Genomic DNA, 22,964 nt, shown 5'->3' on the forward strand with positions numbered 1-22,964 from the left:
GCGGCCCAGGCGTAGTGTGCGGGCTGTGGAGTTTCTTGGTCGGGTGCGTGGATTGCCGTACCGCATCTACGAAGCCAGGCTGTCGCAGCAGCTGGTAGACAAGCAGCACCCTCGTCATGTCGCGGTCATGTGCGACGGCAATCGTCGCTGGGCGCGCGAGAACGGGTTCACCGATGTCAGTCACGGCCATCGCGTCGGTGCGTTGAAGATCGCCGAGCTGGTGGGTTGGTGTTCGGATCAGGGCATCGAGATGGTGACCGTGTACCTGCTGTCCACCGAGAATCTGCGCCGCGATCCCGAAGAGCTCGAGACCCTGTTCGAAGTCATCACCGACGTGGTCGAGGAGTTGTCCGCCCCGGAGCAGAACTGGAGTGTGCGGATCGTCGGGTCGCTCGAGGGGTTCCCCGAGTTGATCGCCGAGCGTCTGCGGGTGGCCGCCGAGCGCACGAGTGGGCGTGACGGCGTGCACGTCAATGTCGCGGTCGGGTACGGCGGTCGGCAGGAGATCACCGATGCGGTGCGTTCGCTGGTGCGGCAGGAAATCGCGTCGGGGGAATCCGATGAGGATCTGGTGCAGTCGATTACGGTCGACGCGATCGGTCAGCACCTGTACACCTCCGGCCAGCCGGACCCGGATCTGGTGATCAGAACCTCTGGGGAGCAACGGCTTTCGGGGTTCCTGTTGTGGCAGAGCGCCTATTCGGAGATCTGGTTCACCGAGGCGTACTGGCCGGAGTTCCGCCGCGTCGACTTCCTGCGTGCCCTAAGGGATTACGCCGCACGTCACCGCCGTTTCGGCGTGTGATGTCGTAGGGGTCGCGTACTCTGCGATCAGTGCAGCCCGAACAGCCTTCTTACATCAGCTATGAGGAGTTCGGCAGGCGTTTCCTGGAATACGCCGTGTCCGAGCAGCGCATCGCCGACGCCTTCGGCCAACTCACCGGTGCCGCTTTCGATTTCGGGCCCGTGGGTGTCGGTCCGGGACGACTGGCGAAGGTCACCGCGCAGGTGGAGCTGGGCCAACCGCGGATCCTGCGTTTCGTCGACGCGTTCATCTCCTTCGAACTGACCATCCCGTTGCATGTGGATCTGGTGCTGGATCTGGCGGTGGACCGGTCGCGTTTCCGGGTCGACGGCACCGTGCACCTGCATCTGACCGCGCGCACCGCCGACCCGTTGCGGGTGGTCATCGACATCGCCGAACCGCGCCCCGGCGACGTGCGGGTCAATGTCGCCAGCAATTCCAAGCGCGGCGAGTTGTTGCGCGTGCTGGCCAGTGTCGATCACGAGATCCGGCGGTTCGTCGCCCGGTATATCGCGCAGGAGATCCGCAAACCCGAGATCGCGGCGGTGCGCAATATCGACGTGGCGACCAGGCTCGACGCGGCCTGGACCTTGTAGCGCGTAACCCCCGATACGGTGCCGCCACGGGCTAGGCTGCCACCCGAGACCAGGCCGGATGACAGGGGTGAGCTGTGGGGATTGTTTCGAAGGCGAGCGTGTGGTGCGCGGTGCTCGGCGTGGCGGCGGTGTTGGCCGGCTGCGGTGAGGTCGACAAGCCCGCGCTGCCTCGGCTGACCCCCGAGCAGGAACAAGCCGCGAAGGGTTCGGTGTTCGCCTACCGCACCGGTTCCGAATTGGCGGTGGTGCGCGGCAGCGAAACCATCCGCGCGACAGGCAGTTTCGGCTACTCCTCGGGCACGGTGTCGTTCACCAGCGACGGTCAGTACGCGTTCGCGGTGGAGCCCAACACCAAGGCCTTGGTCGCGCTGGGCGTGCGCGACGGCTCCGTCACCCGCATCGACTGCGAGTGCACCGACGCCGTGGCTTTGCGCGGTTCGGTGGTCGGTTGGTGGCGCGAACCGGGCCAGATCGTGAGCATGGACCTGGCGGGCACCGAACCTCCCGCGGCCGAACGCGAGATCGAACTGCCGGATTCGCCGAGTCCGCTCACCGGCGGCGCGTGGGACGGCGCCAAACTCGTTGCCGCCACCGATGAATACGTGCTGCTGGCCCGGGTCGAATCGCGCGGACTGTGGTGGGAGAAGAGCCACCTGTACGCCATCGGCGCCGACACCATCCTGCCGCTGGGCCGCGTGCCCGGGATCGACGCGGGACTGTCGGCCGCCGCCGGACCCGACGGTCACACCTTCGTGCTGGCCGGTGCCACCGCGCGCAGTGCGACCTGCGGCAGCGGCAATGTGGCCACCATCGACGCCACCACCAACGGTGTCCGCTCGCTGCCGACCCTGCCCGGCGAATGCTCGGCCGCCTACAGCCCGCGCTGGAGCGCCGACGGTTCGATCACCATCGCCACTCGCAAATGGATCGACGCCGTCGGCGCGCCCAGCATGGTCGACCGTTTGCAGTCCGCGGCGCAGGGGTGGGCGCCGGTCGCGGAGTACCCGGTGGTCGACCTGCTGCCGCGCGCGCAGGAGTCCGCGGTCGAGGTGGTTGCCGGTGACCCCACCGACGCGCGCGGCACCCCCAGCGGCGTGCTCGTGATCCAAAAGGGCACGGCCCGTGAGGAACTCGCGAAGCAGGTCGTGTCGCTGGGTGCCCCGGTGGGCACCAACTGATCAGAGTTTGCGCAGTCGCAACCGGTTGATGGTGTGGTCGGAGTCCTTGCGCAACACCAGGGTTGCGCGCGGACGCGTGGGCAGGATGTTCTCCACCAGGTTGGGTCGGTTGGTGGAGTTCCAGATGTCGCGCGCGGCCGCGGTGGCCTGCTCGTCGCTGAACGCGGCGTAGTGGTGGAAGTGCGCGTCGGGGTCGGCGAAGCCGGTCTTGCGGAGCGCGAGAAAGCGCTGCACGTACCAGTTTTCGATGTCCTCGATGCGGGCGTCGACGTAGATGGAGAAGTCGAACAGGTCCGACACCATCAGTCGCGGACCGGTCTGCAGCACGTTCAAGCCCTCGACGATGAGAATGTCGGGCTGATGCACGCAGTGCTTCTCGTTGGGCACGATGTCGTAGGACTTGTGCGAATACACCGGCGCACACACCTCTTCCGCGCCCGACTTCACCTCGGTGACGAACCGCAGTAGCTTGCGCCGGTCGTAACTCTCGGGGAAACCCTTGCGGTGCATGATCCCGCGACGGGTGAGTTCGGCTGTGGGATAAAGGAATCCGTCGGTGGTCACCAGATCCACGCGCGGGTGGTGATCCCAGCGCGCCAGCAGCGCCTGCAGCACACGCGCGGTGGTCGACTTGCCGACCGCGACACTGCCCGCGACACCGATCACGAACGGCACCTGCTTGTCGGGATGTTTCTCCCCGAGGAAGGTGGCGGTGGCGGCGAACAACCGCTGCCGTGCCGCGACCTGCAGGTGGATCAGTCGGGCCAGCGGCAGGTAGACCTCGGCGACTTCCTCGAGGTCGATCTGCTCACCCAGACCGCGCAGTCCGGTCAGTTCGTCCTCGGTCAGCACCAGGGGAGTCGACTTGCGCAGGGTGCGCCACTGGCTTCGATCGAACTCCACGTAGGGGCTCGGTTCACTCATCCGTGCCACCTACCCGATCCTCCGTCCGGGCGCATACGTACAGCTTCGCTGCCCGTCTGGTGGGATCGGGGATAACTCTGACCACATAGCGAGATTGTGCTCCGTGCTCGCCGTTCGCGCGCAACAGGGGGTTTGGCTACTGGTCGGTAACTAGTCGCGATGCCGAGGTAAAGCCCGCTTTTTCGACCGACCCAGTAATGTCGCCCACATGGGTTCACATCCACTTGTCACCGAGTATCTGCGGCTGGGGCTGGCGTTCGATCGCCTCGAAGAGGGCTTCGTCGACGCGTTCACCGGCGACCCGCAGCTGCGCCGCGATGTCGAGAACGCGCCCGTGCCGCAGCCCGCCGAGCTGGCCCGACGCGCTGTCGACCTGCGCGCGGCCCTGCCCGATGCGGGGCTGTCGGCGCAGCGCACCGAATTCCTCGACGCGCACCTGGTGGCGATGGAGTGCTCCGCGCGCAAGTTCGCCGGCGAGCAGATCGGCTTCGTCGACGAGGTCCGCGCCTATTTCGACGTCGATATCGCGCCCGGCGACCCCGACGACTACCTCGAAGCGCACCGGCAGATGGACGAGGTGCTCGGCGGCGAGGGGCCGCTGGCCGAACGTGCCGCGGCCTACCGTCGCGGCGACGAGATCCCGCCGGAAAAGCTGGCGATCTGCGTGGAAGCGTTCTCCAGCGCGCTGCGCGAACGCGTGCGCGACCGGTACCCGCTGCCCGACCATGAGCACGTCAACTACGAGGTCGTGGGCGACAAGCCGTGGTCCGGTTTCAACTATTACCTCGGCAATTTCACGTCGACGGTCGCGATCAATTCCGATTTGAAACAGCACATGGGCAACTTGCCCGCGCTGATCGCGCACGAGTCCTACCCGGGCCATCACACCGAGCACTGCCGCAAGGAAGCCGGACTGGTCGCGGCGGGCGAGGACGAGCAGACGCTGTTCCTGGTCAACACCCCGCAGTGCCTGATGGCCGAAGGTCTGGCCGACCTGGCCCTGCAGTCGATCGTGGGACCGGGCTGGGGTCTGTGGGCGCAGGAAATCTACGCCGACCTGGGGCTTCGCTTCGATGGTGAACGCGCCGAACGGTATTCGACCGCGTCGGCGAAGTTGCTGAACGTGCGCCAGGACGTCGCGTTGCTGCTGCACGACCAGCATCGCAGCGAGGACGAAGCTGCTCTGTACCTGCAGCGATGGGTGCTGGCGACGCCGGAGCGGGCGCGGCAGATGTTGCGGTTCCTGTCGTCGCCGCTGTGGCGGGCCTACATCAGCACCTATGTCGAGGGATACCGCCTGTTGGGCGGGTGGCTCGACGGTGCCGTCGACGCGCAGGATCGCGTCGAGCGGTTCGGGCGACTGCTCGACGAACCGCTCACGCCGGGGGCGATCCGGCGGATGACTACTGGATGATCACGCAGCCGCCGGGGTTGAACAGCGAACAGATCAGGTAGTTGAGCTGCAGCAGCAGCGCTTCGATCGGGTTGGACGGTGCGATGGCGGGGGTCACGGGCATGACAGGTCCTTACGGTCGGGGATCAGGTGTAGATGACGCAATTCTGGCCGCCGGTCCAGGTGCAGATCAGCTGCTGAACCGCCATCCAGAACGCTTCCAGCGGTCCTACGGGTGCGAAGTTCATACCCGTGTCATCGGTGCCCGCGGGTCGCGCCGTTACGGTTTTCGCCCTGTTCGACGGCTATCGAACCTGGTCAGACGCATCAGTTCGCCGGTGTGAACTGGGTCTCTCCGGTGGCGTCCGCACCGGTGTTGCGCTATCCCCGTGCTGGGCGCGCGGTACCCGGCCCATAGACTTGCGGTCGTGACGCAGACGACCGCTTCGGTGAATACCCAGTCTCTCGGTGAGCTCGATCCCGAGTTGGCCGCCGCGATGGCGGGCGAGCTCGCCCGCGAACGCGACACCCTCGAGATGATCGCCTCGGAGAACTTCGTGCCGCGCGCGGTCCTGCAGGCGCAGGGCTCCGTGCTCACCAACAAGTACGCCGAGGGGTACCCGGGCCGCCGCTACTACGGTGGCTGCGAGGCCGTCGACGTGGTGGAGACCCTGGCTCGCGACCGGGCCAAGGAACTGTTCGGCGCCGAGTTCGCCAACGTGCAGCCGCATTCCGGCGCGCAGGCCAACGCCGCGGTGCTGATGGCGCTGATGGAGCCGGGCGAAACCCTGCTGGGCCTGGACCTCGCGCACGGCGGTCACCTCACCCACGGCATGCGCCTGAACTTCTCGGGCAAGCTCTACGACGTGCACTCCTACGGCGTGTCCAAGGAAGACCACCGCATCGACATGGACGAGGTGCGTGACATCGCACTGAAGGCCAAGCCGAAGGTGATCGTCGCCGGTTGGTCGGCCTACCCGCGTCACCAGGACTTCGCGCGATTCCGAGAGATCGCGGACGAGGTCGGCGCCTACCTGTGGGTCGACATGGCGCACTTCGCCGGCCTGGTCGCCGCCGGTCTGCACCCGTCGCCGGTGCCCTACGCCGACGTCGTGTCCTCCACCGTGCACAAGACTCTCGGCGGCCCCCGCTCCGGCCTGATCCTGGCCAAGCAGGAATTCGCCAAGAAGCTCAACTCCGCGGTGTTCCCCGGCCAGCAGGGCGGCCCGCTCATGCACGTGATCGCCGCCAAGGCCGCCGCGTTCAAGATCGCCGCCACCGACGAGTTCGCCGACCGCCAGGTCCGCACCCTGTCCGGCGCCCGCATCCTGGCCGAGCGTCTGCTCGGCGAGGACGTCAAGGCCAAGGGCGTGTCCGTGCTCACCGGCGGCACCGACGTCCACCTGGTCCTGGTCGACCTGCGCAACTCCGAACTCGACGGCCAGCAGGCCGAAGACCTGCTCCACGAGGTAGGCATCACCGTCAACCGCAACGCCGTCCCCTTCGACCCGCGCCCCCCAATGGTCACCTCCGGCCTGCGCATCGGCACCGCCGCCCTGGCCACCCGCGGCTTCGGCGACACCGAATTCACCGAGGTAGCCGACATCATCGCCGCCGCCCTGGCAGGCACCGCCGACACCGAGTCGTTGCGCGCCCGCGTCTCCCGCCTGGCCCAGAGCGTCCCGCTCTACCAGGGCCTGGAAGACTGGCGCCTGCTCGGCTGAGCCGAAAGTCTTTACCCGACAGCCCCGCTGATCATTCAGCGGGGCTGTCGTGTTCTCGGGTGACCCGTCGGGTGGTGGCTCTGCGTCGCCGCGACACAGGGTGGGGGGGTGTGATTGTCGGAACACACAAAGATTTGGCGAATTGCCTACGGGGCTACTGAAATACGGCATGGTCAGTGCGTATGGAATATCGGCGTGAGCTGGCGCGTGAGGTCGGCGCGGTGCACGCGTTCGAGTTGTTGTCCGAGGCCGAGGCCAAGGAGCTGCTCGAGCTGTTCCGTGAGGTGCGGTCGAACGAGGTGCGGGCGTTGAATCGGTCCATCGATGCCGCGATGACCGCGATGCCTGCTTCCCTGCGCACCGTCACGCGCAAGATGATCTTCGGGCGCTGACGCGATGATCGAAACCGAACTGGAAGCCCAGACCCAACTCGTCGTCCTCGCGCGCACTCTGCACGTGCCGCCGCAACATCTCGCACCGCTGGCTCGCCTCGGTGCGGTGCATCTTTCGGCGATGCACGAGCAGATCCTGCGATCGCTGCACGCCGAGCACGCGGAGACCTTCCGACGCGTCCGCCCGCTGGTGCCGATCTTTCCGGTCGGCCTCGGCGTCGCGCTGTTCGAGCGGGTGGTGCCGCCGGTGCTCGCGGCCCGGTTCCTCGGCGCGGTCGGCATCCACCATCCGCAGAAATGCGCGCAAGCGTTGTGCGCGGTCGATGCCATCTACGCGGCCGACGGTGCCCCGTTCCTCGACCCGAACGTCTTCGAACAGTTGATGCGCTACGGCAGACCCGAGCCGATCACGTTGATCATCAACGAACTGCTGCGCCGACGCGACTACGTGACCGCGGCCCGGTTCCTCTCGGTGGTGAACGAACCGCTGATCGCGGCGCTGGAACAGTCCGTGCTCGACGACGCGGGCCTGATCTTCACCGCCGCCTACTCCTACCCCGCCCACACGCTGAGCCAGATCGTGCGCCAACTGCTGAGCGGCCCCCGCCAACGCATTCCGGGGATGCTGCAAACCGTACTGGCCGGACCGCCCACCCTGCACCACGCGATGCTGGCCCTGTTCTGCAAGGTCGACCCCGCCGTCGCTGCCACCCTCGGCGACATCTTCTTCGGCCGCGGCACTGCCCACGAGGTCGGCCGATTCCTGCGCACCGCCGTCGACCGCAACGCGTCACCCGCCCTGCTCACCGTGATCGGCAGACTCAATCCTGTTGCCCTGTGGGCACTTTCGGTGAACCCACAGTTCGCCGACACCGGCATCCTCGGCGCGCTGGTCCGATCCCTCGACGGCAAAGACGAAGCCGACCCCTGGCGCGGCCTGTTCGCCCTGTCGGCCCGCCTGAGCGAACCGGCCCGCCGCCACATCGCCGCCACCCTCGCCGAACTCGACGAAGCCTCGGTGGCAGCCCTGCCCGCCCACGCCACCGACGCCACCTACTGGCCGGCCCTGCTGCAACTGCTCGCCGAATCAGAACCCGCGGCCCAATCCCGCGTCGCCGAGATCTGGTCCCGCCTCACCCCCGAATGGCAAGCGGGCATCGAACGCCACATCCGCGAAAACCGCTACGACACCCGCCTGAGCCGCATCACCGAAGCGCTCACCACGGTCACCCCGGAAGAAGTGTTCTTCCGTCGTCGCCAGCAGATCCGTCAACGGGGAGAAGACCACTTCGCGTCGTGGTGACAGCCGCCACAGCCGCTCGCTACCTTCTCGAGTCCGTGATGAAATCGCGATTCATGTCGAGTAGCACATGGTCTGCGGTAAGGAGTTGGAGCCCTTCGCAGTTGGCTTGAGCAACGATCAACCGGTCGAATGGGTCGTGCTTGGCCAGTTCCGGGAACTCGCGCAGGCCCTCAGCATGCTCACCGGTGACGTCGAGAACGCTCAGGCCCTGAGTGGTCAGCAACTCGGTGAACGCAGGCGGAATGCTGAGTTTGCCCAGCATCGACTTGATTGTCAGCTCCCACACCGACGCCGCGGAGACATAGACCTCCGCGGTGGTGGAAATCGACTGACGAGCGGCGGCTCCCAGTCGAGGATTGCCATCGAGCGTCCACAGTGCGGTTTGGCTGTCAAGCAGAAGCATCGGCGTCGTCTCCGTAGAACATCCGCTGAATGTCCGCGTCGACATCGAACGCCGCGTCGTCGTAGGTGAGTTGGCCACGCAGGCCGCCGATGGTAACCGGGGCGCTTCGATGCGGCACAAGGTCGGCGATGGGATGACCTGCCTTGGAGATCACGATCCGCTCGCCCTTGGACACCCGCTCGAGCAGCCTCGACAGGTGCGTCTTCGCTTCGTGGATGTTAACCGTCGTCATTCCTCGGATTCTACCGGACTTAGTTCAACTTAGTCTATGCAAGCAGGGGCTCGCGGACTTAGCGCCACGAATCGATGACGTCGGTCGCGTCCCAGCTCGCGTGGATCGAGCTGGAATCCCAGCCGGGCGATCAGACTCAGGTCGACATCGGTCGCCAGCTTCCAACGAAACGACGCGTCGGCGAGGTCGACGGCGTATACGGCCCGCGATATCGACTGGACCACGCGTCCGTGGCCGAACCGTGGACAAGGTGCTGCCGTGGTCGCCGTGAACAGGGCTTCTGTGGATAACTTCCGCGATTGTGGACAACGCTCAGTTCACCATGGGGCGCAGAGCCTGACCGACTCGGTCGATCACGCCGGGCTCGTGACCGTTGGCGATCATGTTCACGATGATCCCGTCGATCCCTTTGTCGAGCACTCGGGTTTGAACCTGTTCGGCGACTTCCTCTGGGGTGCCGACGAATTGGCGGTCGGCGACGGTGGCGCGGCGTTCGGCTTCGGACAACGACGAGAGGTCGATTCCGAGACGGGACAGACTGTCGGACTGCATCTTTCGGGCCCGATCGCCGTCCTCGTCGACAATCACCAGGGCGAGGAAGCTGGTGTCGAGGGTGGCAGGGTCGCGGCCCGCCTCATCGCAACGTTGGTGCAGCGCATCGAGTTTGCGCGGCAGCTCGGAAGCGTTGCAGATGATGTTGAGGTGATCGGCGAACCGTGCAGCCATCCCGAAAGTCTTCTTCTCGCCACCGCCGCCCAGCAGAATCGGCAGGTCGTCGCGGACGCGCGGCTCGTTCATCGCGTTCTCGGTGCGATACCACTGACCGTCGAAGGTGGACCGCTGCCCGCGCAGCATCGGCGTGATGATCTGCAACGCCTCGTCCAGGCGCTCGAACCGCTCGGTGAACGTCCCGAACTCGAACCCGTACTGCCGATGCTCCAACTCGAACCACCCCGCCCCGATCCCGAGCACCGCCCGCCCACCACTGACCACATCGAGCGTGGTCACGGTCTTGGCCAGCAGCGCCGGATTCCGGTACGTATTCCCAGTCACCAAGGCGGACAACTGAATTCGCTCAGTTGCCGTAGCCAAGCCGGATAATGCCGAGTAAGCCTCGAGCATCGGCTCCTCGGGCGCCCCGATCAACGGCAGCTGATAGAAGTGATCCATCACGAAAGCAGCATCGAACCCCGCCGCCTCCGCCTCCCTGACCTGCGCGATCACCGCGGGAAACAGCTCCCGCACCGACGAGGTGTTGCCGAAGTTGGGCATCTGATAACCGAGGCGAATGCTCATGTCATCGACGATAGGACCTGGAGTGCACTCCAAGTCAAGAGCAGCTATCGACCCAAGCTTGGGCGAATAGCATTTTGAATGGCATACTGGGTTCATGAGTGATGACTCTGACTTCGTGCCAGGCGAGGGTCCTGCGGATGGCATCTCCGTGACCCTGACCGCCGGTACCCTGCAAGCGATCCGCGCTCGGGTGGGCAAGCGCGGGGTTTCGGCGTATCTGGAGCGTGCTGCCCAACGACAAATCGAGCGGGACAACCTCGACGAGCTGATCGCGGACTTCGAACGGGTAAACGGTCCGTCGGACCCGGATGCGGTGGCGGACAAGCAGTCTCGATTGGGCGCCGGCACACATGGCGCGGCCACGGATGCTGCGTGAGCGGCGCGCTGGTACTCGACTGCGAAGCCTTGTCCAAAGCTGTGTGCCGGGATCGTGAGGTCCAAGATTGGCTGACGGCCGCGCGTCGGTCAGATCTGCCGGTCCTCACGTCCGCGGCGGTGTTGGTCGAGGTGATTCACCCGAAAATCGACGATGCCGCCCTGCGGTGGACTTTGTCCCGGCTGCGAACCGAGCCGGTCACCCAGGACCTGGCCTACTCGGCTGCGGCCCTGCTGAAAAGCGCGGGCCTGCACGGGCACAAGTACGCGATTGACGCGATGCTCTGCGCAACGGCGTTGTCGGTCCAAGGGTCTGTGGTGATCTTGACCTCCGATGTCGACGACATCGAGAAGCTGACCTCAGCGCATCCGCGGGTGCGAGTCGAGAAGGTCTGAAATCGTTCCCTCGCTGCGGAGGCTATCCTCGCTCGTGGTTGTCGATGATGCCGTCGTGCACGATGCTGTGGCATTCGTCCCGGCTACCAATTCCGCTGGATGATCTCTCGGGCGACCAGGTTGGCGAGTGCTTCGGTCTTATCGTGCGATGTAGGCCATTTCCACCACAGGAACTTGTCTTGTGCACTGAACTCGACGACCAAGAGTCGGTTCGACTCCACGACCATTAGTCGAACTTCACACGTGTCGAATACCCCGTTGTCGAGACGCTTGACATGTGCTGGGCCTGTGAACCCGTCGACGTCACGCTGGTCGAAATCGGCGACCTTGTACTGAGGCCCTCGATTATAGACATATTCCTGATATTTGCTCGATGCCCGCTGGGGGCCATCTATCCCATCGAATCGATAGAAGTCCCAGCGCACTTGTCGGTTATCGACACCGTCGGTGTATTGGCCCCAGGTGCAGGACCCGTCGAAGGCGAGCCCATCGCCGTCGAGGCCCTGGCGAACATCTTGGAACGAGAGGAAGTTCGGTGTCTCAGTTTGCGACAGCACTGACTCCGGAAGTACGCAATGGGTGGACGGTGCATTCGACGTATCTGGTCTAGCGCCCGCCGATGACCGGGGCTCGAGAGCTACCGCGGTCCACCAGATGGTCGGTATTGCAACAGCAATGAGAACCAATGTGACAGCCAGGATCCGGGGCAGAGTATATCTTCGCCCAGGTCGACCTGTCACGATGAAACCCCTGCCTGGTTGCCGTGCTCCAGCTGAATCGCAAGGATCGCCGCGACAGGGGCCGGTGGCGGGGAAATATCGCTCATCGAGTGGTGCCTTCGGTAGCGTGCCATCGATCCAGCCCGGATTGCGTTCCGAGTTCTTTTCGCGACGCGGGATTCTCCGCATAGAACGCGAGGTACCGATACAACGCAGTCCGATCGACAGCGAATCGTGCACATTCCAACGTGATCCACCCTGTATGGGGTGGGCTATCCATGGTCCACAGCGGATTCGGCTTGCCGCGGACGATCGAATAGGGCATGTAGTAGCGATGGCTCCATCTTGCGCCCGACAGGCCGACGATATTGATGAGCGGGCGACGATCCATGGGTAGCTGGACAGTGGACGTTATTACACGGTCCAAATCGTCCCAGTGAAGTTCTGTTGCCGAGGTCCAGTCGCAGTGTGCGATTATTTCCGGAGTCAGTACCAGCTTGCTCGGTCGAACGCGGTTGAACAGCGCGAGGATCGGCAATACCGCGAGTACGAGTCCGGTCCCGATGCAGAACAAGATGAAGTGCCAGTACGCGTTCCATGCTGATGCGGCCACGATCTCCACTGCTGCAACGAGGAGCATCACTGCGTAGCAGGCGAACAGGGCTTGTGTGAGCCAAAAATATGTTCGTGAACCGGCGACGATTGTCGAGTCTTGTCCGTCTATCTGACCTGTTCGAACCGGTCGTCGATTAATCGACGACAGATGTGGGGTGATTGCCAGTGCGAGCAGGATGAACCAACTGGCGCCGAACGCGGCCAGATACTTCGAGAGGGTTCGTGCCATGGGATCGCCGCTGCACCACATCGCGATGGTTCCTATGGTGCATAGCGCGGCAATGCATGTCACCATGGCTAGCAGCACGATGCGACGACGCAACTGCCTTGGGGGTAGGTGCCAGGCATAGAGTTCTGGTTGCATAGTCAGGGTTGGATCCAGACAGGTCGGGTCGCAACGTCCAACGCCGCGAGCGAGTCATTCGGGCTGTTTCGCGGTCATCGTGGCACAGGACCGATGACGCCGTCGCCGAAAGCATCCTGGATCCCCGGGCCATTCGATTGATCGGAATCAGCGGGAGGGTTGTCGGTCAGCGGATTCTCGCGGTTCGGTGCGCCGGCTCGCACATCGCGACGGCGGACTGCGGGCAGCATGTACCGCTCCGGGCGCTCAGGCCCGATGCCACCGAGTTCGATCAGTGCGAACGGAAGCTGAATCGCCAGGAGGCCGCTGACCAACCAGGAGGCAAGCAGCCAGCGAAAACGTGGATAGCGGCCGGTGTCGCGGTCGATGATGACCAGGCCGAAGAAGGCCTTACCGATGGTGGTGTGGGCGATGGCTTGGACGATGACCCGGTCGATGAACGATACGAGCACCGCACAGCAGATCACCGCGAACCAATCGATCGGCAGGTTGTGCCAGTCGTGGCTACTGACTGCGGATTGGAGTGCCGGGGTGACGGCGAGATAGACGCCCGCGCCTATCGCCACGTGGAGAACAACATCGAGCAGATAGGCGAGCGTTCGTCGAAGCTTGCGTGGGGAGGGGAATCGATCGTCGTCGAGGCCGCCATAAAGGGGGCCCTGTGGATGGCCACGCGGCGGTCGCATGACCGTCTGATTGCCGTTCCGTTCGAGGGTGAATTCGTTTGGCGCCGTGCTCGGCCGGGGCTTGGACAGCATGGTTGGCTCCGCGATGCGCGGCGTGATCGTACTGCCGAACGGAGATGGTGTGTAGAACAGCGATCGGTAGGCCAACCGAGTCTGCGCGCCACCGGGCTTCGCGATCAGTCCGGCCTTTGTCGGATGGCCGGCAAACCAGACGACCTCATCTTCGCGTTGGAAGGTACGAGAGATCCACCTTCGCAACACAAGGGTGGCGGCAACGGTTCCATGATCATCGATCAGGTGAACCCATTCCTGGATTTGTGGGCGATGAGTTTCGATATGCCATACCTGCCAGCGATGCCGTGCTGCCCACAAGCGACGAACAGAGGTACGAACCATCACGACGCCGGTGATAGTGAATGGAAGGAACGCGAAAAAGTAGAAGAGCGCGTCCTCGTTGTGGGACTCACGTTGTGCTGCAAGATAAGCCGATTCAGACAGGATCATCGAATGGTAAAACGCGGGTACGCACGCAATGCCACAGGCGAGAACCGCCAGCGAGCGCAGTGTGGTCCACGTCAGGGTCCACAGGGTTCGTGGGGTTGTCCATGCCCTGGGGAGTGGTGCATCCATGTTCTGTGACAACGAGGAATTCGTTGGCATAGGCAAGCTTTCGGAATACGTCATCGGATCCACATCACAGGTTCAAGCTCGATCCCACTTGCGGTCGGAATGTCACCGAGCGGGCCATATCGGAAATCATTTTGCGACAGGCGATACCCCGCTCGACATCCGGCGTGGAGAATTCGATCGCGACGAGTGATCTCCCGTCCTCCGAAGGAACAACGGCTTGGAGTTGATACACGGCGGGAGCTCGGCTTCCTGCGGGCTGACTCGGTATCACGGAGCCGACCTTCTCGGTGAACAGCACCGGGTGGGTGTCGGTTTCAACCAGTGCGGACAGCCCGAGGGTGCCGTCGACGCTTCTGGATTGAACGAGGTCCGACAATACCAAGCGCGGATTGCGTTGGCCGCCTACAGTATCGCCCACTGTCACGGTCAGGCAGGAGTACAACGGTTCACCGTCCGGGAGGAGGTGAGCGCCGATTCCGCAGTACCGTGTGCCGTTCGCGACCAAGGATTCCAACAAAGTCGTGATCGCGGAGAGGAATGACACGCTGTCGGGCCGCGTGCCGTCGCCTATCGCGTGGACAAGGTCGGCGTGGGCGACGACATCGCCCAGCGGGATCGCGTTGTAGCCGTCGGGAATCGCGACGCTGATCGGTTGATCAGTCATTGCTGTACCACCCGCCGATCAGGTCGCCGGCTACGGTCATTCCGTACCCGGCTTTGGCTGCTCTCGACAGCAGTTCGACTCCGCCGACGGTTGTACCCACGCTGGCCGCGTGCGTGCTCGCCTGACTGAAGTCCTGGAACATGCCGGCAGTCTGGACGCCGAGAGAACCAGAAGGAATTTTTGATCCCACGCCGTCCAGTATCTTCGTCGCAATGCCGGGACTCTGTGCGCCGTCGCCGAACGCGGTCATGACCTGACTGAACTTCGACGCTGAGGATGCGGTGTCGGTCGCCGCGTTCGCGGCCGCGACCGCGGTGTCAGCTTCTGCGAAGAATACTTTGGAACCCTTGATGACCCCGCCGACTCCGGGCAGAACCGACAGGGTGTCGGTGCCGACGGTTGTGCCCAGCGTTGTGAGAGCTTCCTTATTGAAGTCGAGGTCCGCGACGTCGCCGAGCGCATCCCGAACCTCGGGGTTCAGCGCGTTCATCCCCAGCGCGCCGAGCCCGCTGGCCAGCGCGACAGCGCCGAAGGCAATGCTGATCGGAGGCGGTGTGACCAGCGCCAGCAGTCCGGTGATCGCGGATGTCGCGGCCAACGTGTCGTGGATTGCCTCCTGGTTGTCCTTGAACCAGTCCGCGATCGAGTCCCAGATGCTCTTGTCCGGCTCGCTCGGGGAGAAGTTGGCGGCGGCGTCGAGTTCGGTGGCGATGGCTCTGGCCTTCACCGTGTGGTTGGTTTGCAGGCTGGTCGCGCGGGCGATGATCGCGTCGATGGCGGTTTGGCAGTTGTTGACGGCTGTGACGGCGGCGGTCAGCTTGGAGCTGGCTGCGTCGAGGCGGGACTGTGCGGCGGCCAATTGCGCTGAATCGGTGAAGGTTTGGTTCGCGAGGCCGAGGTCTGGGTTGGTCTTGGCCTGTTGAAGTGCGGTGACGGCTTGGCCGTGTTCGGCGCGGGCTGCTGCGGCTTCGGTTTCCAGGCCTTTGGCGGTGTCCTGAAAGCCGACGAGGTCCGCGTGCCACGTGGTGATCAGGTCGGATGCTCCCTGAAGCGCGAACTGGGCGCGGCCGAGGTCTTGCGACAGGGTCGCGTCGAAATTGTCGCGAAAGGCCTGGCCCGCATCGCCTTTCCAGACGTCGTCGTTGTTGTTGCGCAGGCGGTTGAGCAGGGCGTTGGTTTCGGTGACCGCGTCGGCTGCCGCCTTGACCTTGACTCCGAGGGTCGCCACTTGTGTCGCGTCGCCTGGGGCCGGATTGAATCCGATATTCGGGTATGGGTTTCCAGTCATCGTCCGGTCACCCCCGGCGTGGGCACTGTCGGGTCGAGCTGGTCGCCCGTGGCGCTGATGACTACCGCCATGGTGTTGTCGAGTTCCTGGTACGCGGTGCTGCATTTCGCTACACCATCGGCGGTGACCTTGGCGGACTCACAGATTCGCTCGATACCGTACTCCCACCGGCGTTGGAAGTTGTCGGCGGACTCGTTGAGCGTGGTGGTGCCGATGTCAGCTTTGCTGTCCTTCGACATGGCCTTCATGGCGTCGGTGAGGACTTGCTCTGAGTTGCGTAGTGATTGGACGGTTTTGTTCAGTAGGTCTATGTCGGCCTGGAAGATTCCTGCCATGTTCCCTCCCCTTTTCTGCTATTTCGATGGTAGAGCGGCTTCGACGGTGCGGGCGGCTTCGTCTATGTGGTCGCAGCCGACCCAGTCGGTGAAGGCGGCCGAGCTGTCCACGCGCACATCGATCGTTGCGTCAGGGCCCGTGAATGCGATATTGCAGGCCTCCGCGGCACGGCTGGTGCTGAACAGCGCTTCTCTAGCGTTGACCGTCGTCGGCCGCGCCCCTTCGTAGTTACGGGCACGCATCTCGTCGAGAGTGATATTCGTCGAGGAGATGGTCAACGTACCGACCTCGAGCGGCTGGCCACGGACTGCTTCCTTCCGCGAGAACTGGCAGCCGATGAATGCGTAGTCGTCGAAAACGAAATCGCCCCGTTTCCTTGTCGTCGGATCGAATCCGAGAGCAGCGGGAACAGCGTCATCGATTTTGCTGCAAGGGTCGAAGGCGACCGGCTGGCGTCCGCCCGATGGTTGGCTCGGTGCGGGTGCGACCGGTGAGACGATCGCAACTTTCGGATCGGCCTCGGAGGGGCTGCCTGTGGGCGTCGTTGGCGAACACGCGGCAAGCGCCATGCCGCAGATCAGAGACGCTCCCAGTGCTGTGTGGTTCCGCATTGCCGGTGCTCCTAGGCGGTTTCGGGTTGGAGCATCGCGAGTCGTTGGCCGTTGAGCACGTCGGCTTCCTGGATCTTGTTCGCAGCGCGGAGCAGCCCCTCTTGCATTTGCATTGCCGCGTCGATCAGCTGCGTGATCACACCGAGACCGTCGGTTGCCTTCGTAATGAACCCCTCCTGGAGTTCTATGGCTGAGGGGAATCCGCCGAATCCGCTGACGCGACGCGCCTCGTCGAAGTGCCTTCGAACGGCGATAAGGTCGCGAACCATGTTGTCGTACAACGACACAACCGCCATTGCCGCAGCCGGGTCAAAACTGAACTCACCCGCACGCGCGGACTGGGTGAACGCGGAAATCTGCGCCTGGCCGTAGTCGATTTCGATGCTCATCGTTCATCCTGTCGTTTCGGCGTCGAGTGGAAGTAGCCGCGTTTGCTGAGTTCGCGGGCGAGGACCGTGGGGTCGGCGGGGGTGACGGTGGTGTCGTTGTCGTTGACGTCGATGAGGTAGCGGCCGCCGGCGAATTGGCCTGGGGGGATGTCTATCCAGCTCAGGTATTGGGTGGGGCGGTGGGTGCCGGGGTCGCGTTCTATGACGAAATAGCCTTCGGCGCTGCGGGTCAGGCGCATGAGTTTGCGGATGCGTTCGTCGACGGGGAGGCGGCCTTGGGCGTCGCGGGTCCAGTGGGTTTGTTGTTCTTCGCCGCGGACTCGCGGGGTGTAGCCGAGCATCGGGCCTGCACCGCCGGGGTCGGCTTTGGGCAGGATGGCGGCCAGGTGGGCGGGGACCAGTGCTCGGGAGACCAGGGCTAGGCGGATATCGCTGCCACCGTCGGGGGTGATGCGTTGTGCGGCAACGACACCGAGGCCGTCCAGGGCTGCGCCGTGGCTGCGGATCTCGGTGTTGCCGATGGTGCTGACGCTGGCCACTCGGGTGTCGGCGTTGGACATGATGGTGAAGACCGCGGACAGGCCTTGGTCGCCGCCTCGGGGGAAGCGTTCGCTCAGGACTGTTCGTAGTTTGTCGGCGGCGTCCGCGGTGGTGGGGGTGGTGCGGACCGCTAGGGGGTCGGGGTGGTCGTAGGCGTCGTCGAAGCGGGTTTCTCGGCGCCAGACCCAGTCGAATTCGTCGCTGGTCAGGGTCCAGGTGGGGGTCATCGGTCGGTGCGCTCGCTTCCGGCGGGGGCTGGCTCCGTCGTGCCGTGTTGGGCGAGTAGGGCCGCGACCTCGGGTGGCAGGGTTGGCGCGGTGGGTTCGATCGCTGACCGGCTTGGAGTGGAAATCGCTGGGGCGCTTTCGGTTTCGATCGGCTGGTCGAGCAGGGATGCGACCGGGGGTGCGGCAATGGGTGCTGCGGTGGTGGTCGGGGTTGGTTCGCTCGGCTCGAGGTCGGCGCCGATGACTCCGGCGAGAACGTGTGTGGTGTCGAACAATTCGGGCTGCACGCGGCGTAGGTAGTCGGGGGAGCCGTGTTCGGAATCGTCGTCGCCGGGCTTGCGGCCTGCGCCTGCCCCTGCGCCCGGCATCATGCCCATGCCGGGTCCGCCTACGCGCGAACCCGCCGCGGACCCGCCTGGCGCGAGAGTTGCTCCTACACCTGGTGATTGGGGCTGACCCGGCACCGCCGCACCTGGCGAGCCGAGACCGCCGGGTGAACCGCCGCTGCCGAGCGGTGAACCCGTGCCGCCCGAGGGGGAGCCGGTGCCGCCCAGCGGGGAGCTGACTCCTGCTGGGTTCGCGGCAGCGGGTGCGGTTGACGCCGGTTCGGTGCTCGCCGGGGACGTGTCGTCGGTTCCCGTGGGTGTTGTGCTGGGGCTTTCCGCTGCCGGTGAGTCGTCGGACGTGGGGGAGGTCGGGCTGCTCGGTTCCTCGGCCACGGGAGTCTCTGGCGCCATTGGTGTTTCAGCGGTCGGACTGCCCGCCGATGGCGACCCCGCGCCCGGCGAACCACCGCCCGGCGACCCACCTCCGGAACCGTCCGGTCCGCCACCGGACCCTGGTCCGCCGGGCACCACCGAGTAGGACGGCACCCCCGACCCGGTCGGCGGGATGGTCGGGGTGTAGATCCGATTCATGGTCGCCTGCGTGTCCAGTTCCGCTTGCCGCTGCGCCTGCCGGTCGACCGTCGCCACCACCGGGTTGGTCAGGCCGGGAATGACCTGGATGTAGTGGTCGTCGGGTTTGGCCGCGACGATCTGCGCGGTCGGTGCCTGCACGGCCATCCGGATCGCCTCCACGGCGGGTCCGACGATGTCGAGGCGAGTTTTCATCGCCTCGCACACCTGGGCCATCTGCTGGATCGAGGTGTTGAGCGCGGCGATCCCGGCGCGCGCGGAATCACCGCTGGCGCCGGCCCATTCCCCGTGTGCCAGTAGCGCATTGGCCTTGGTCTGGTGGGTGGTCGCGATCCGGGTGAGCTCGGTGTCGATGGTGTTCCAGGTTTCGCGCAGGGTGTTGATGGTGGTGATGCTCATGCCACCCTGGCCGTTCTTGCCGTGGACGCCGTCGTAGATCTGCTGGTGGGAGAGGCCGTCGAACTGGTCGACGGTCTTCACATAGTCGGGATCGGTTCCCGCCGACTTGTCGCGCAGCGCCTGATCGATCGACTGCGTCCGCGTCAGCGCGTCGATGACCTTCTGGTTGTTCGGAAACACCGCGGTCAGCGCCGCCGGGTCGAGATTGATGAACGGAAAAAGCGGATTGGATGGCGGATTGTCACCGGTCATTTCGTGCCCCTCCCACAGGTGATTCGGAGGCGTTCGCGGCGACCGCGGATCGCCCCCACGCCCCACCGACAGGCCATCTATAGATGGCATCGGCCAGTCGCGCACATAATGCCATCTATAGATGGTCGACGCGAGAGCGATCCCTCGGAAACCTCATGGAGATGTCCGAATCCGCCGTCGAGAAGCAGCTCATGGCGATTTTGGGGCAGCACCTGGCGACTCTGCGCGAGGCCAGCGGCCTCACTCAGGAGGCGGTGGCGGAAGCCGCGGGCATCAGTCGCAACTACTACCAACTGCTCGAGAACGGCATGGGCAATCGCACGACGAAGAAGCCGCCGAACCCGCGGTTCTCGACGCTGATCGGGCTGAGCACGGCCCTGAACACGACGGTGCCCGACCTCGTCGACGTGATGTTCGGACGAAGCGCGAGCTGACGCCGAGATTGCCGTGTGGGCGACGCTTCAGTTCACGTGGGGTGCGGTTTCGGCCAGTGTCGGGTAGTCGAGCAGGTCGATGTCGTTGGCGGCTTTGTCGCCGTACTTCATCATCACGGTGAACAGGCGGGAGCCGAGGAACCAGTTGCGGAGTTTGATGCCTCGGGGCGTTTTGGGGGCCAGGAAGGGGCCGGTGTTGCTGTTGCCCGCTATTTTGGCGTAGCGCTTCATGATTCGGTTGTAGTTGTCGTATGCCGTCACGTGATCGTCTGTGGCGGAGGCTAGTTCGCCTGCTAGGACGTAGGCGCCGACGATGGCGAGGCCGGTTCCGAAGCCTGCCAGGGTGTTTCCGTAGGCGGCGTCGCCGATGAGGGCTGTGCGGTCTCGGGTGTAGGTGCCGTTCATGCGGACCTGGCTGAGCGAGTCGAGGTGGATGTCGTCGAAATCGGTGAGGTCGGTGAGCATTCGGGGGGTGTGCCAGCCCATGTCGGTGAAGGTTTCGGTGATGATCCGGCGTTGGGCGGCGGGGTCGTTGCGGGGGTAGTCGAGTTCGGGGGAGGCGAACAGGTACATCTGGGGGGCTTTGGGGCCGCCGTCGACGGCGAGTTTGCCGGGGGTGTTGTGGGCGTGGCCGGTTGCTTTGTCGGTGGTCGGGTCGCTCGAGCGGGTGCCTGCCACGCAGTAGTAGTAGCCCAGGTGTGCGACGTAGTCGGATTCGGGGCCGAAGGCCAATTTCCTTACGCGGGAATGGATTCCGTCGGCGCCGAGGACGAGGTCGAAGGTGCGGGGTGGGCTGTTCTCGAATCGCACAGCCACCACGTCACCGGTGTCGTGCAGGTCGGTGATGGTGTCGCCGAAGACGTATTCGACTGTGTCGGCGGTCTTTTCGTACATGATCTCGGCCAGGTCGCCGCGCAGGATCTCCAGGTCGCCGCCGGTGAATTCGCCCGACATGACGGCGAGTTCGTGGCCGCTGTCGTCGACGAAGACCAGGTCGGTGGTGCCGGTGCGGCGGGCGCGGACGTCGTCGAGGATGCCCATGCGTTCCAGCACCGTGAGGTGGGTCTTGCCCTTGAAATCCACAGCCTGGCCGCCTGCGCGCAACGCGGGGGAGCGCTCGACGACGGTGACAGCGAAGCCGTAGCGGTGCAGCCAGTAGGCGAGGGCGGTGCCCGCGACGCCGGCGCCGGAGATGAGAACAGTGCGCATGGGGAGCTCCTGACTAGGGACCGGGAATCTGTGTCCGGTGGATACAAATTAGCGTATGGTAGACACAGTTTCCCGTCAAGGGGTTTTCAGGAGAGGATGGGCAGATGCCGCCGCCGACCACCGTCGAGCTGCTGTGGGGAACCGCGCAGCGTCCCAAGCGTGGGCCCAAGCCCGCGCTCACCCTCGACGGGATCGTCGCCGAGGCCATCGTGCTCGCCGATGCCGAAGGGCTGTCCGCGCTGTCGATGCAGCGGTTGGCGCAGCGGCTGGGCTTCACCAAGATGTCGCTGTACCGGTATGTGCCGGGCAAGGAACAGCTGACCGCGCTGATGCTCGATGCCGCGATGGGCGAACCGCCGGATATCGGTGGGGGACAGCGGAATTGGCGGGTCGCGCTGCGTGCCTGGGTCGAAGCGATTTTCGACCGATACCGCGCGCACCCGTGGGCGATCGAACTCACCCTCGGCGTGCGCCCCTTCGGCCCGAACGAGATGGGATGGACCGAGGCCGCGCTGGCCGCTCAGGCGGGGACCGGACTGTCCGGCTCGGAAAAACTCGACGCGATCGTGCTGCTCAACGGTCACGCCCGCAACCTGGCCCAGCAGGTCGCGTCGATGACCGACGGTGGTGAGCAGCAGTTCACCGAGATGATGGTCGCCGCCGCCGACCGGTATCCGCAGGTCCGTGCCGCTTTCGCCGAGGAGGCCGTGGCACCGGCGGGGAAGGGCGGGCCCGACGACGCCCTTCGCTTCGGTGTCGACCGCATTCTCGACGGATTGGCCGTGCTGATCGACCAGCGAAGCTGACCCTGGTCTCACGGCGATCAGCGCCCTAGGCTCGACGCATGAGCGATGAACAGCCCGCCGTCATCACCGTGCGCGAATTCTTCGGCGCGCTCGAACTCGGCGTGGTCGACGAGGCGGTCGAGCTACTCGACCCCGCGATCGTCTGGAAGAACACCTCGCTGCCCACCGTGCGCGGCAAGAACCGGGTCGCCAAACTGTTGCGCGGACTGAATCGGCCCAAGCTCGGGTTCTCCGCCGACATGCACCATATCGCGGCCGACGGCGACATCGTGCTCACCGATCGCACCGACTATCTGCACGTGGGTCCGGTGCGGATCGGCTTCTGGGTGACCGGCACCTTCGAACTGCGCGACGGGCGAATCGTGTTGTGGGACGACCACTTCAGCAAGGGCAATGTTCTGCGCGGCACCCTGGTCGGCGTCGTGAAGGCGATTACCGGCCGCTGAATTACTGGTGCTTGCGCAGGTAGTCCAGGTAGGTGGGGCGCAGCACGTCGGCGAGCTTGCCGTCGCCGGCGTGGATGTAGTCGTCCAGCATCGGTAACACGTATTTGATGTCGGCCGAGCTCTCGCCCAGATCGCCCGCTTCGGCCTGGGCCGCGGGGATCGACTTGAGCAGTTCCCACAGGAATTTCACGTCGCCGTGACGCACGGCTGTTTTCACCGCGCGGTCGTGTAGTTCCTTCGACGACAGCTCGTTCAGATCCTGGTCATCGGCCATGTCTGCATGGTAGCCGTCGTTAACGACAAATTCACGACACACCTGTGCCGGTCCGGCAGCGCGGGCACGAATTGGGCGGTAGCGTCGGAGATGCGAGTCGCGTCGGTGTGATTCGTACGGGAGGTCCTGACCGTGACTGAG

At 64.8% G+C, this 22,964-nt stretch carries 28 protein-coding genes; 12 read left to right on the plus strand and 16 right to left on the minus strand.

What is annotated here, in order from left to right; all coding sequences use genetic code 11:
* Positions 1 to 16: 16 nt before the first annotated feature.
* From ACFWVD_RS01470 to ACFWVD_RS01480, 3 genes are all read left to right on the plus strand, one after another.
* The gene (locus ACFWVD_RS01470; RefSeq protein ID WP_379239943.1) at positions 17 to 805 is read left to right on the plus strand and encodes an isoprenyl transferase; all 789 of its coding nucleotides are present in this window, start codon (positions 17 to 19) and stop codon (positions 803 to 805) included.
* 29 nt (positions 806 to 834) lie between these two features.
* Entirely contained in the window at positions 835 to 1,401 is a 567-nt protein-coding gene (locus ACFWVD_RS01475; RefSeq protein WP_379239944.1) for a hypothetical protein, read from the plus strand.
* A gap of 74 nt (positions 1,402 to 1,475) precedes the next feature.
* Positions 1,476 to 2,579: a hypothetical protein gene (locus tag ACFWVD_RS01480; protein WP_379239945.1), complete on the plus strand. Its 1,104-nt coding sequence runs from the start codon at positions 1,476 to 1,478 to the stop codon at positions 2,577 to 2,579.
* Here ACFWVD_RS01480 and coaA read toward each other — a convergent pair whose 3' ends face one another.
* Complete coding sequence (coaA, locus tag ACFWVD_RS01485; protein ID WP_379239946.1) at positions 2,580 to 3,512, minus strand: type I pantothenate kinase; 933 nt, start codon at positions 3,510 to 3,512, stop codon at positions 2,580 to 2,582. It lies immediately after the preceding gene.
* Between the two features lie 199 nt (positions 3,513 to 3,711).
* On the opposite strand from coaA, the gene ACFWVD_RS01490 reads away from it, so the two are divergent.
* The 4 genes from ACFWVD_RS01490 (at position 3,712) to ACFWVD_RS01505 (ending at position 8,315) form a co-directional block, all read left to right on the plus strand.
* Entirely contained in the window at positions 3,712 to 4,917 is a 1,206-nt protein-coding gene (locus ACFWVD_RS01490) for a DUF885 domain-containing protein (protein ID WP_379239947.1), read from the plus strand.
* A gap of 407 nt (positions 4,918 to 5,324) precedes the next feature.
* The gene (gene glyA, locus ACFWVD_RS01495; protein WP_379239948.1) at positions 5,325 to 6,620 is read left to right on the plus strand and encodes a serine hydroxymethyltransferase; all 1,296 of its coding nucleotides are present in this window, start codon (positions 5,325 to 5,327) and stop codon (positions 6,618 to 6,620) included.
* A gap of 182 nt (positions 6,621 to 6,802) precedes the next feature.
* Positions 6,803 to 7,012, plus strand: a complete 210-nt coding sequence (locus tag ACFWVD_RS01500; protein WP_379239950.1) for a hypothetical protein — start codon at positions 6,803 to 6,805, stop codon at positions 7,010 to 7,012.
* A gap of 4 nt (positions 7,013 to 7,016) precedes the next feature.
* Positions 7,017 to 8,315, plus strand: coding sequence for a hypothetical protein (locus ACFWVD_RS01505; RefSeq protein WP_379239951.1), 1,299 nt, complete (start codon positions 7,017 to 7,019; stop codon positions 8,313 to 8,315).
* Between the two features lie 19 nt (positions 8,316 to 8,334).
* Here ACFWVD_RS01505 and ACFWVD_RS01510 read toward each other — a convergent pair whose 3' ends face one another.
* From ACFWVD_RS01510 to ACFWVD_RS01520, 3 genes are all read right to left on the minus strand, one after another.
* A complete protein-coding gene (locus tag ACFWVD_RS01510; protein WP_379239952.1) occupies positions 8,335 to 8,718 on the minus strand; it encodes a type II toxin-antitoxin system VapC family toxin in 384 nt (127 codons plus the stop codon).
* Complete coding sequence (locus tag ACFWVD_RS01515) at positions 8,705 to 8,950, minus strand: type II toxin-antitoxin system Phd/YefM family antitoxin (protein WP_379239953.1); 246 nt, start codon at positions 8,948 to 8,950, stop codon at positions 8,705 to 8,707. The genes ACFWVD_RS01510 and ACFWVD_RS01515 overlap by 14 nt, the downstream gene beginning before the upstream one ends.
* 312 nt (positions 8,951 to 9,262) lie before the next feature.
* Complete coding sequence (locus ACFWVD_RS01520) at positions 9,263 to 10,246, minus strand: LLM class F420-dependent oxidoreductase (protein ID WP_379239954.1); 984 nt, start codon at positions 10,244 to 10,246, stop codon at positions 9,263 to 9,265.
* Positions 10,247 to 10,340: 94 nt separating this feature from the next.
* Between ACFWVD_RS01520 and ACFWVD_RS01525 the strand changes: the two genes are divergently transcribed.
* Both ACFWVD_RS01525 and ACFWVD_RS01530 read left to right on the plus strand, forming a co-directional pair.
* On the plus strand, positions 10,341 to 10,622 hold the full coding sequence (locus tag ACFWVD_RS01525; RefSeq protein WP_379239955.1) for a hypothetical protein: 282 nt from the start codon (positions 10,341 to 10,343) through the stop codon (positions 10,620 to 10,622).
* Positions 10,619 to 11,017 carry a PIN domain-containing protein gene (locus ACFWVD_RS01530; RefSeq protein ID WP_379239956.1) on the plus strand — a complete coding sequence of 133 codons (399 nt, stop codon included), beginning with the start codon at positions 10,619 to 10,621 and terminating at the stop codon, positions 11,015 to 11,017. The genes ACFWVD_RS01525 and ACFWVD_RS01530 overlap by 4 nt, the downstream gene beginning before the upstream one ends.
* Positions 11,018 to 11,100: 83 nt before the next feature.
* On the opposite strand, the gene ACFWVD_RS01535 is transcribed toward ACFWVD_RS01530, so the two are convergent.
* From ACFWVD_RS01535 to ACFWVD_RS01580, 10 genes are all read right to left on the minus strand, one after another.
* Positions 11,101 to 11,574 carry a hypothetical protein gene (locus tag ACFWVD_RS01535; RefSeq protein WP_379239957.1) on the minus strand — a complete coding sequence of 158 codons (474 nt, stop codon included), beginning with the start codon at positions 11,572 to 11,574 and terminating at the stop codon, positions 11,101 to 11,103.
* Positions 11,575 to 11,839: 265 nt separating this feature from the next.
* Positions 11,840 to 12,715: a hypothetical protein gene (locus tag ACFWVD_RS01540; protein WP_379239958.1), complete on the minus strand. Its 876-nt coding sequence runs from the start codon at positions 12,713 to 12,715 to the stop codon at positions 11,840 to 11,842.
* 74 nt (positions 12,716 to 12,789) lie between these two features.
* Entirely contained in the window at positions 12,790 to 13,905 is a 1,116-nt protein-coding gene (locus ACFWVD_RS01545; protein WP_379239959.1) for an RDD family protein, read from the minus strand.
* Positions 13,906 to 14,095: 190 nt separating this feature from the next.
* Positions 14,096 to 14,695, minus strand: coding sequence for a hypothetical protein (locus tag ACFWVD_RS01550; RefSeq protein ID WP_379239960.1), 600 nt, complete (start codon positions 14,693 to 14,695; stop codon positions 14,096 to 14,098).
* Positions 14,688 to 15,923 (minus strand): hypothetical protein, encoded by a 1,236-nt coding sequence (locus tag ACFWVD_RS01555; protein WP_379239961.1) that lies wholly within the window; start codon positions 15,921 to 15,923, stop codon positions 14,688 to 14,690. The genes ACFWVD_RS01550 and ACFWVD_RS01555 overlap by 8 nt, the downstream gene beginning before the upstream one ends.
* Positions 15,924 to 15,979: 56 nt before the next feature.
* The gene (locus ACFWVD_RS01560; RefSeq protein ID WP_379239962.1) at positions 15,980 to 16,318 is read right to left on the minus strand and encodes a hypothetical protein; all 339 of its coding nucleotides are present in this window, start codon (positions 16,316 to 16,318) and stop codon (positions 15,980 to 15,982) included.
* A gap of 18 nt (positions 16,319 to 16,336) precedes the next feature.
* Positions 16,337 to 16,930 (minus strand): DUF3558 domain-containing protein, encoded by a 594-nt coding sequence (locus ACFWVD_RS01565; protein WP_379239963.1) that lies wholly within the window; start codon positions 16,928 to 16,930, stop codon positions 16,337 to 16,339.
* Between the two features lie 11 nt (positions 16,931 to 16,941).
* Entirely contained in the window at positions 16,942 to 17,319 is a 378-nt protein-coding gene (locus ACFWVD_RS01570; RefSeq protein ID WP_379239964.1) for a hypothetical protein, read from the minus strand.
* Entirely contained in the window at positions 17,316 to 18,086 is a 771-nt protein-coding gene (locus ACFWVD_RS01575) for an ESX secretion-associated protein EspG (RefSeq protein WP_379239965.1), read from the minus strand. The genes ACFWVD_RS01570 and ACFWVD_RS01575 overlap by 4 nt, the downstream gene beginning before the upstream one ends.
* On the minus strand, positions 18,083 to 19,654 hold the full coding sequence (locus tag ACFWVD_RS01580) for a hypothetical protein (RefSeq protein ID WP_379239966.1): 1,572 nt from the start codon (positions 19,652 to 19,654) through the stop codon (positions 18,083 to 18,085). The genes ACFWVD_RS01575 and ACFWVD_RS01580 overlap by 4 nt, the downstream gene beginning before the upstream one ends.
* A gap of 161 nt (positions 19,655 to 19,815) precedes the next feature.
* Between ACFWVD_RS01580 and ACFWVD_RS01585 the strand changes: the two genes are divergently transcribed.
* Positions 19,816 to 20,088 (plus strand): helix-turn-helix domain-containing protein, encoded by a 273-nt coding sequence (locus tag ACFWVD_RS01585; RefSeq protein ID WP_379239968.1) that lies wholly within the window; start codon positions 19,816 to 19,818, stop codon positions 20,086 to 20,088.
* Positions 20,089 to 20,115: 27 nt separating this feature from the next.
* Here the strand turns inward: ACFWVD_RS01585 and ACFWVD_RS01590 are convergent, their stop codons facing one another.
* A complete protein-coding gene (locus ACFWVD_RS01590) occupies positions 20,116 to 21,297 on the minus strand; it encodes an FAD-dependent monooxygenase (protein ID WP_379239969.1) in 1,182 nt (393 codons plus the stop codon).
* Between the two features lie 104 nt (positions 21,298 to 21,401).
* On the opposite strand from ACFWVD_RS01590, the gene ACFWVD_RS01595 reads away from it, so the two are divergent.
* Both ACFWVD_RS01595 and ACFWVD_RS01600 read left to right on the plus strand, forming a co-directional pair.
* Positions 21,402 to 22,103: a TetR/AcrR family transcriptional regulator gene (locus tag ACFWVD_RS01595; RefSeq protein ID WP_379239970.1), complete on the plus strand. Its 702-nt coding sequence runs from the start codon at positions 21,402 to 21,404 to the stop codon at positions 22,101 to 22,103.
* A gap of 38 nt (positions 22,104 to 22,141) precedes the next feature.
* Positions 22,142 to 22,549, plus strand: a complete 408-nt coding sequence (locus ACFWVD_RS01600; RefSeq protein ID WP_379239971.1) for a limonene-1,2-epoxide hydrolase family protein — start codon at positions 22,142 to 22,144, stop codon at positions 22,547 to 22,549.
* 1 nt (position 22,550) lies between these two features.
* Here ACFWVD_RS01600 and ACFWVD_RS01605 read toward each other — a convergent pair whose 3' ends face one another.
* The gene (locus ACFWVD_RS01605) at positions 22,551 to 22,823 is read right to left on the minus strand and encodes a hypothetical protein (protein WP_379239972.1); all 273 of its coding nucleotides are present in this window, start codon (positions 22,821 to 22,823) and stop codon (positions 22,551 to 22,553) included.
* Positions 22,824 to 22,964: the final 141 nt, after the last annotated feature.

It is taken from the genome of Nocardia sp. NPDC058666, assembly GCF_042714895.1.
Taxonomy (GTDB): Bacteria; Actinomycetota; Actinomycetes; order Mycobacteriales; family Mycobacteriaceae; genus Nocardia.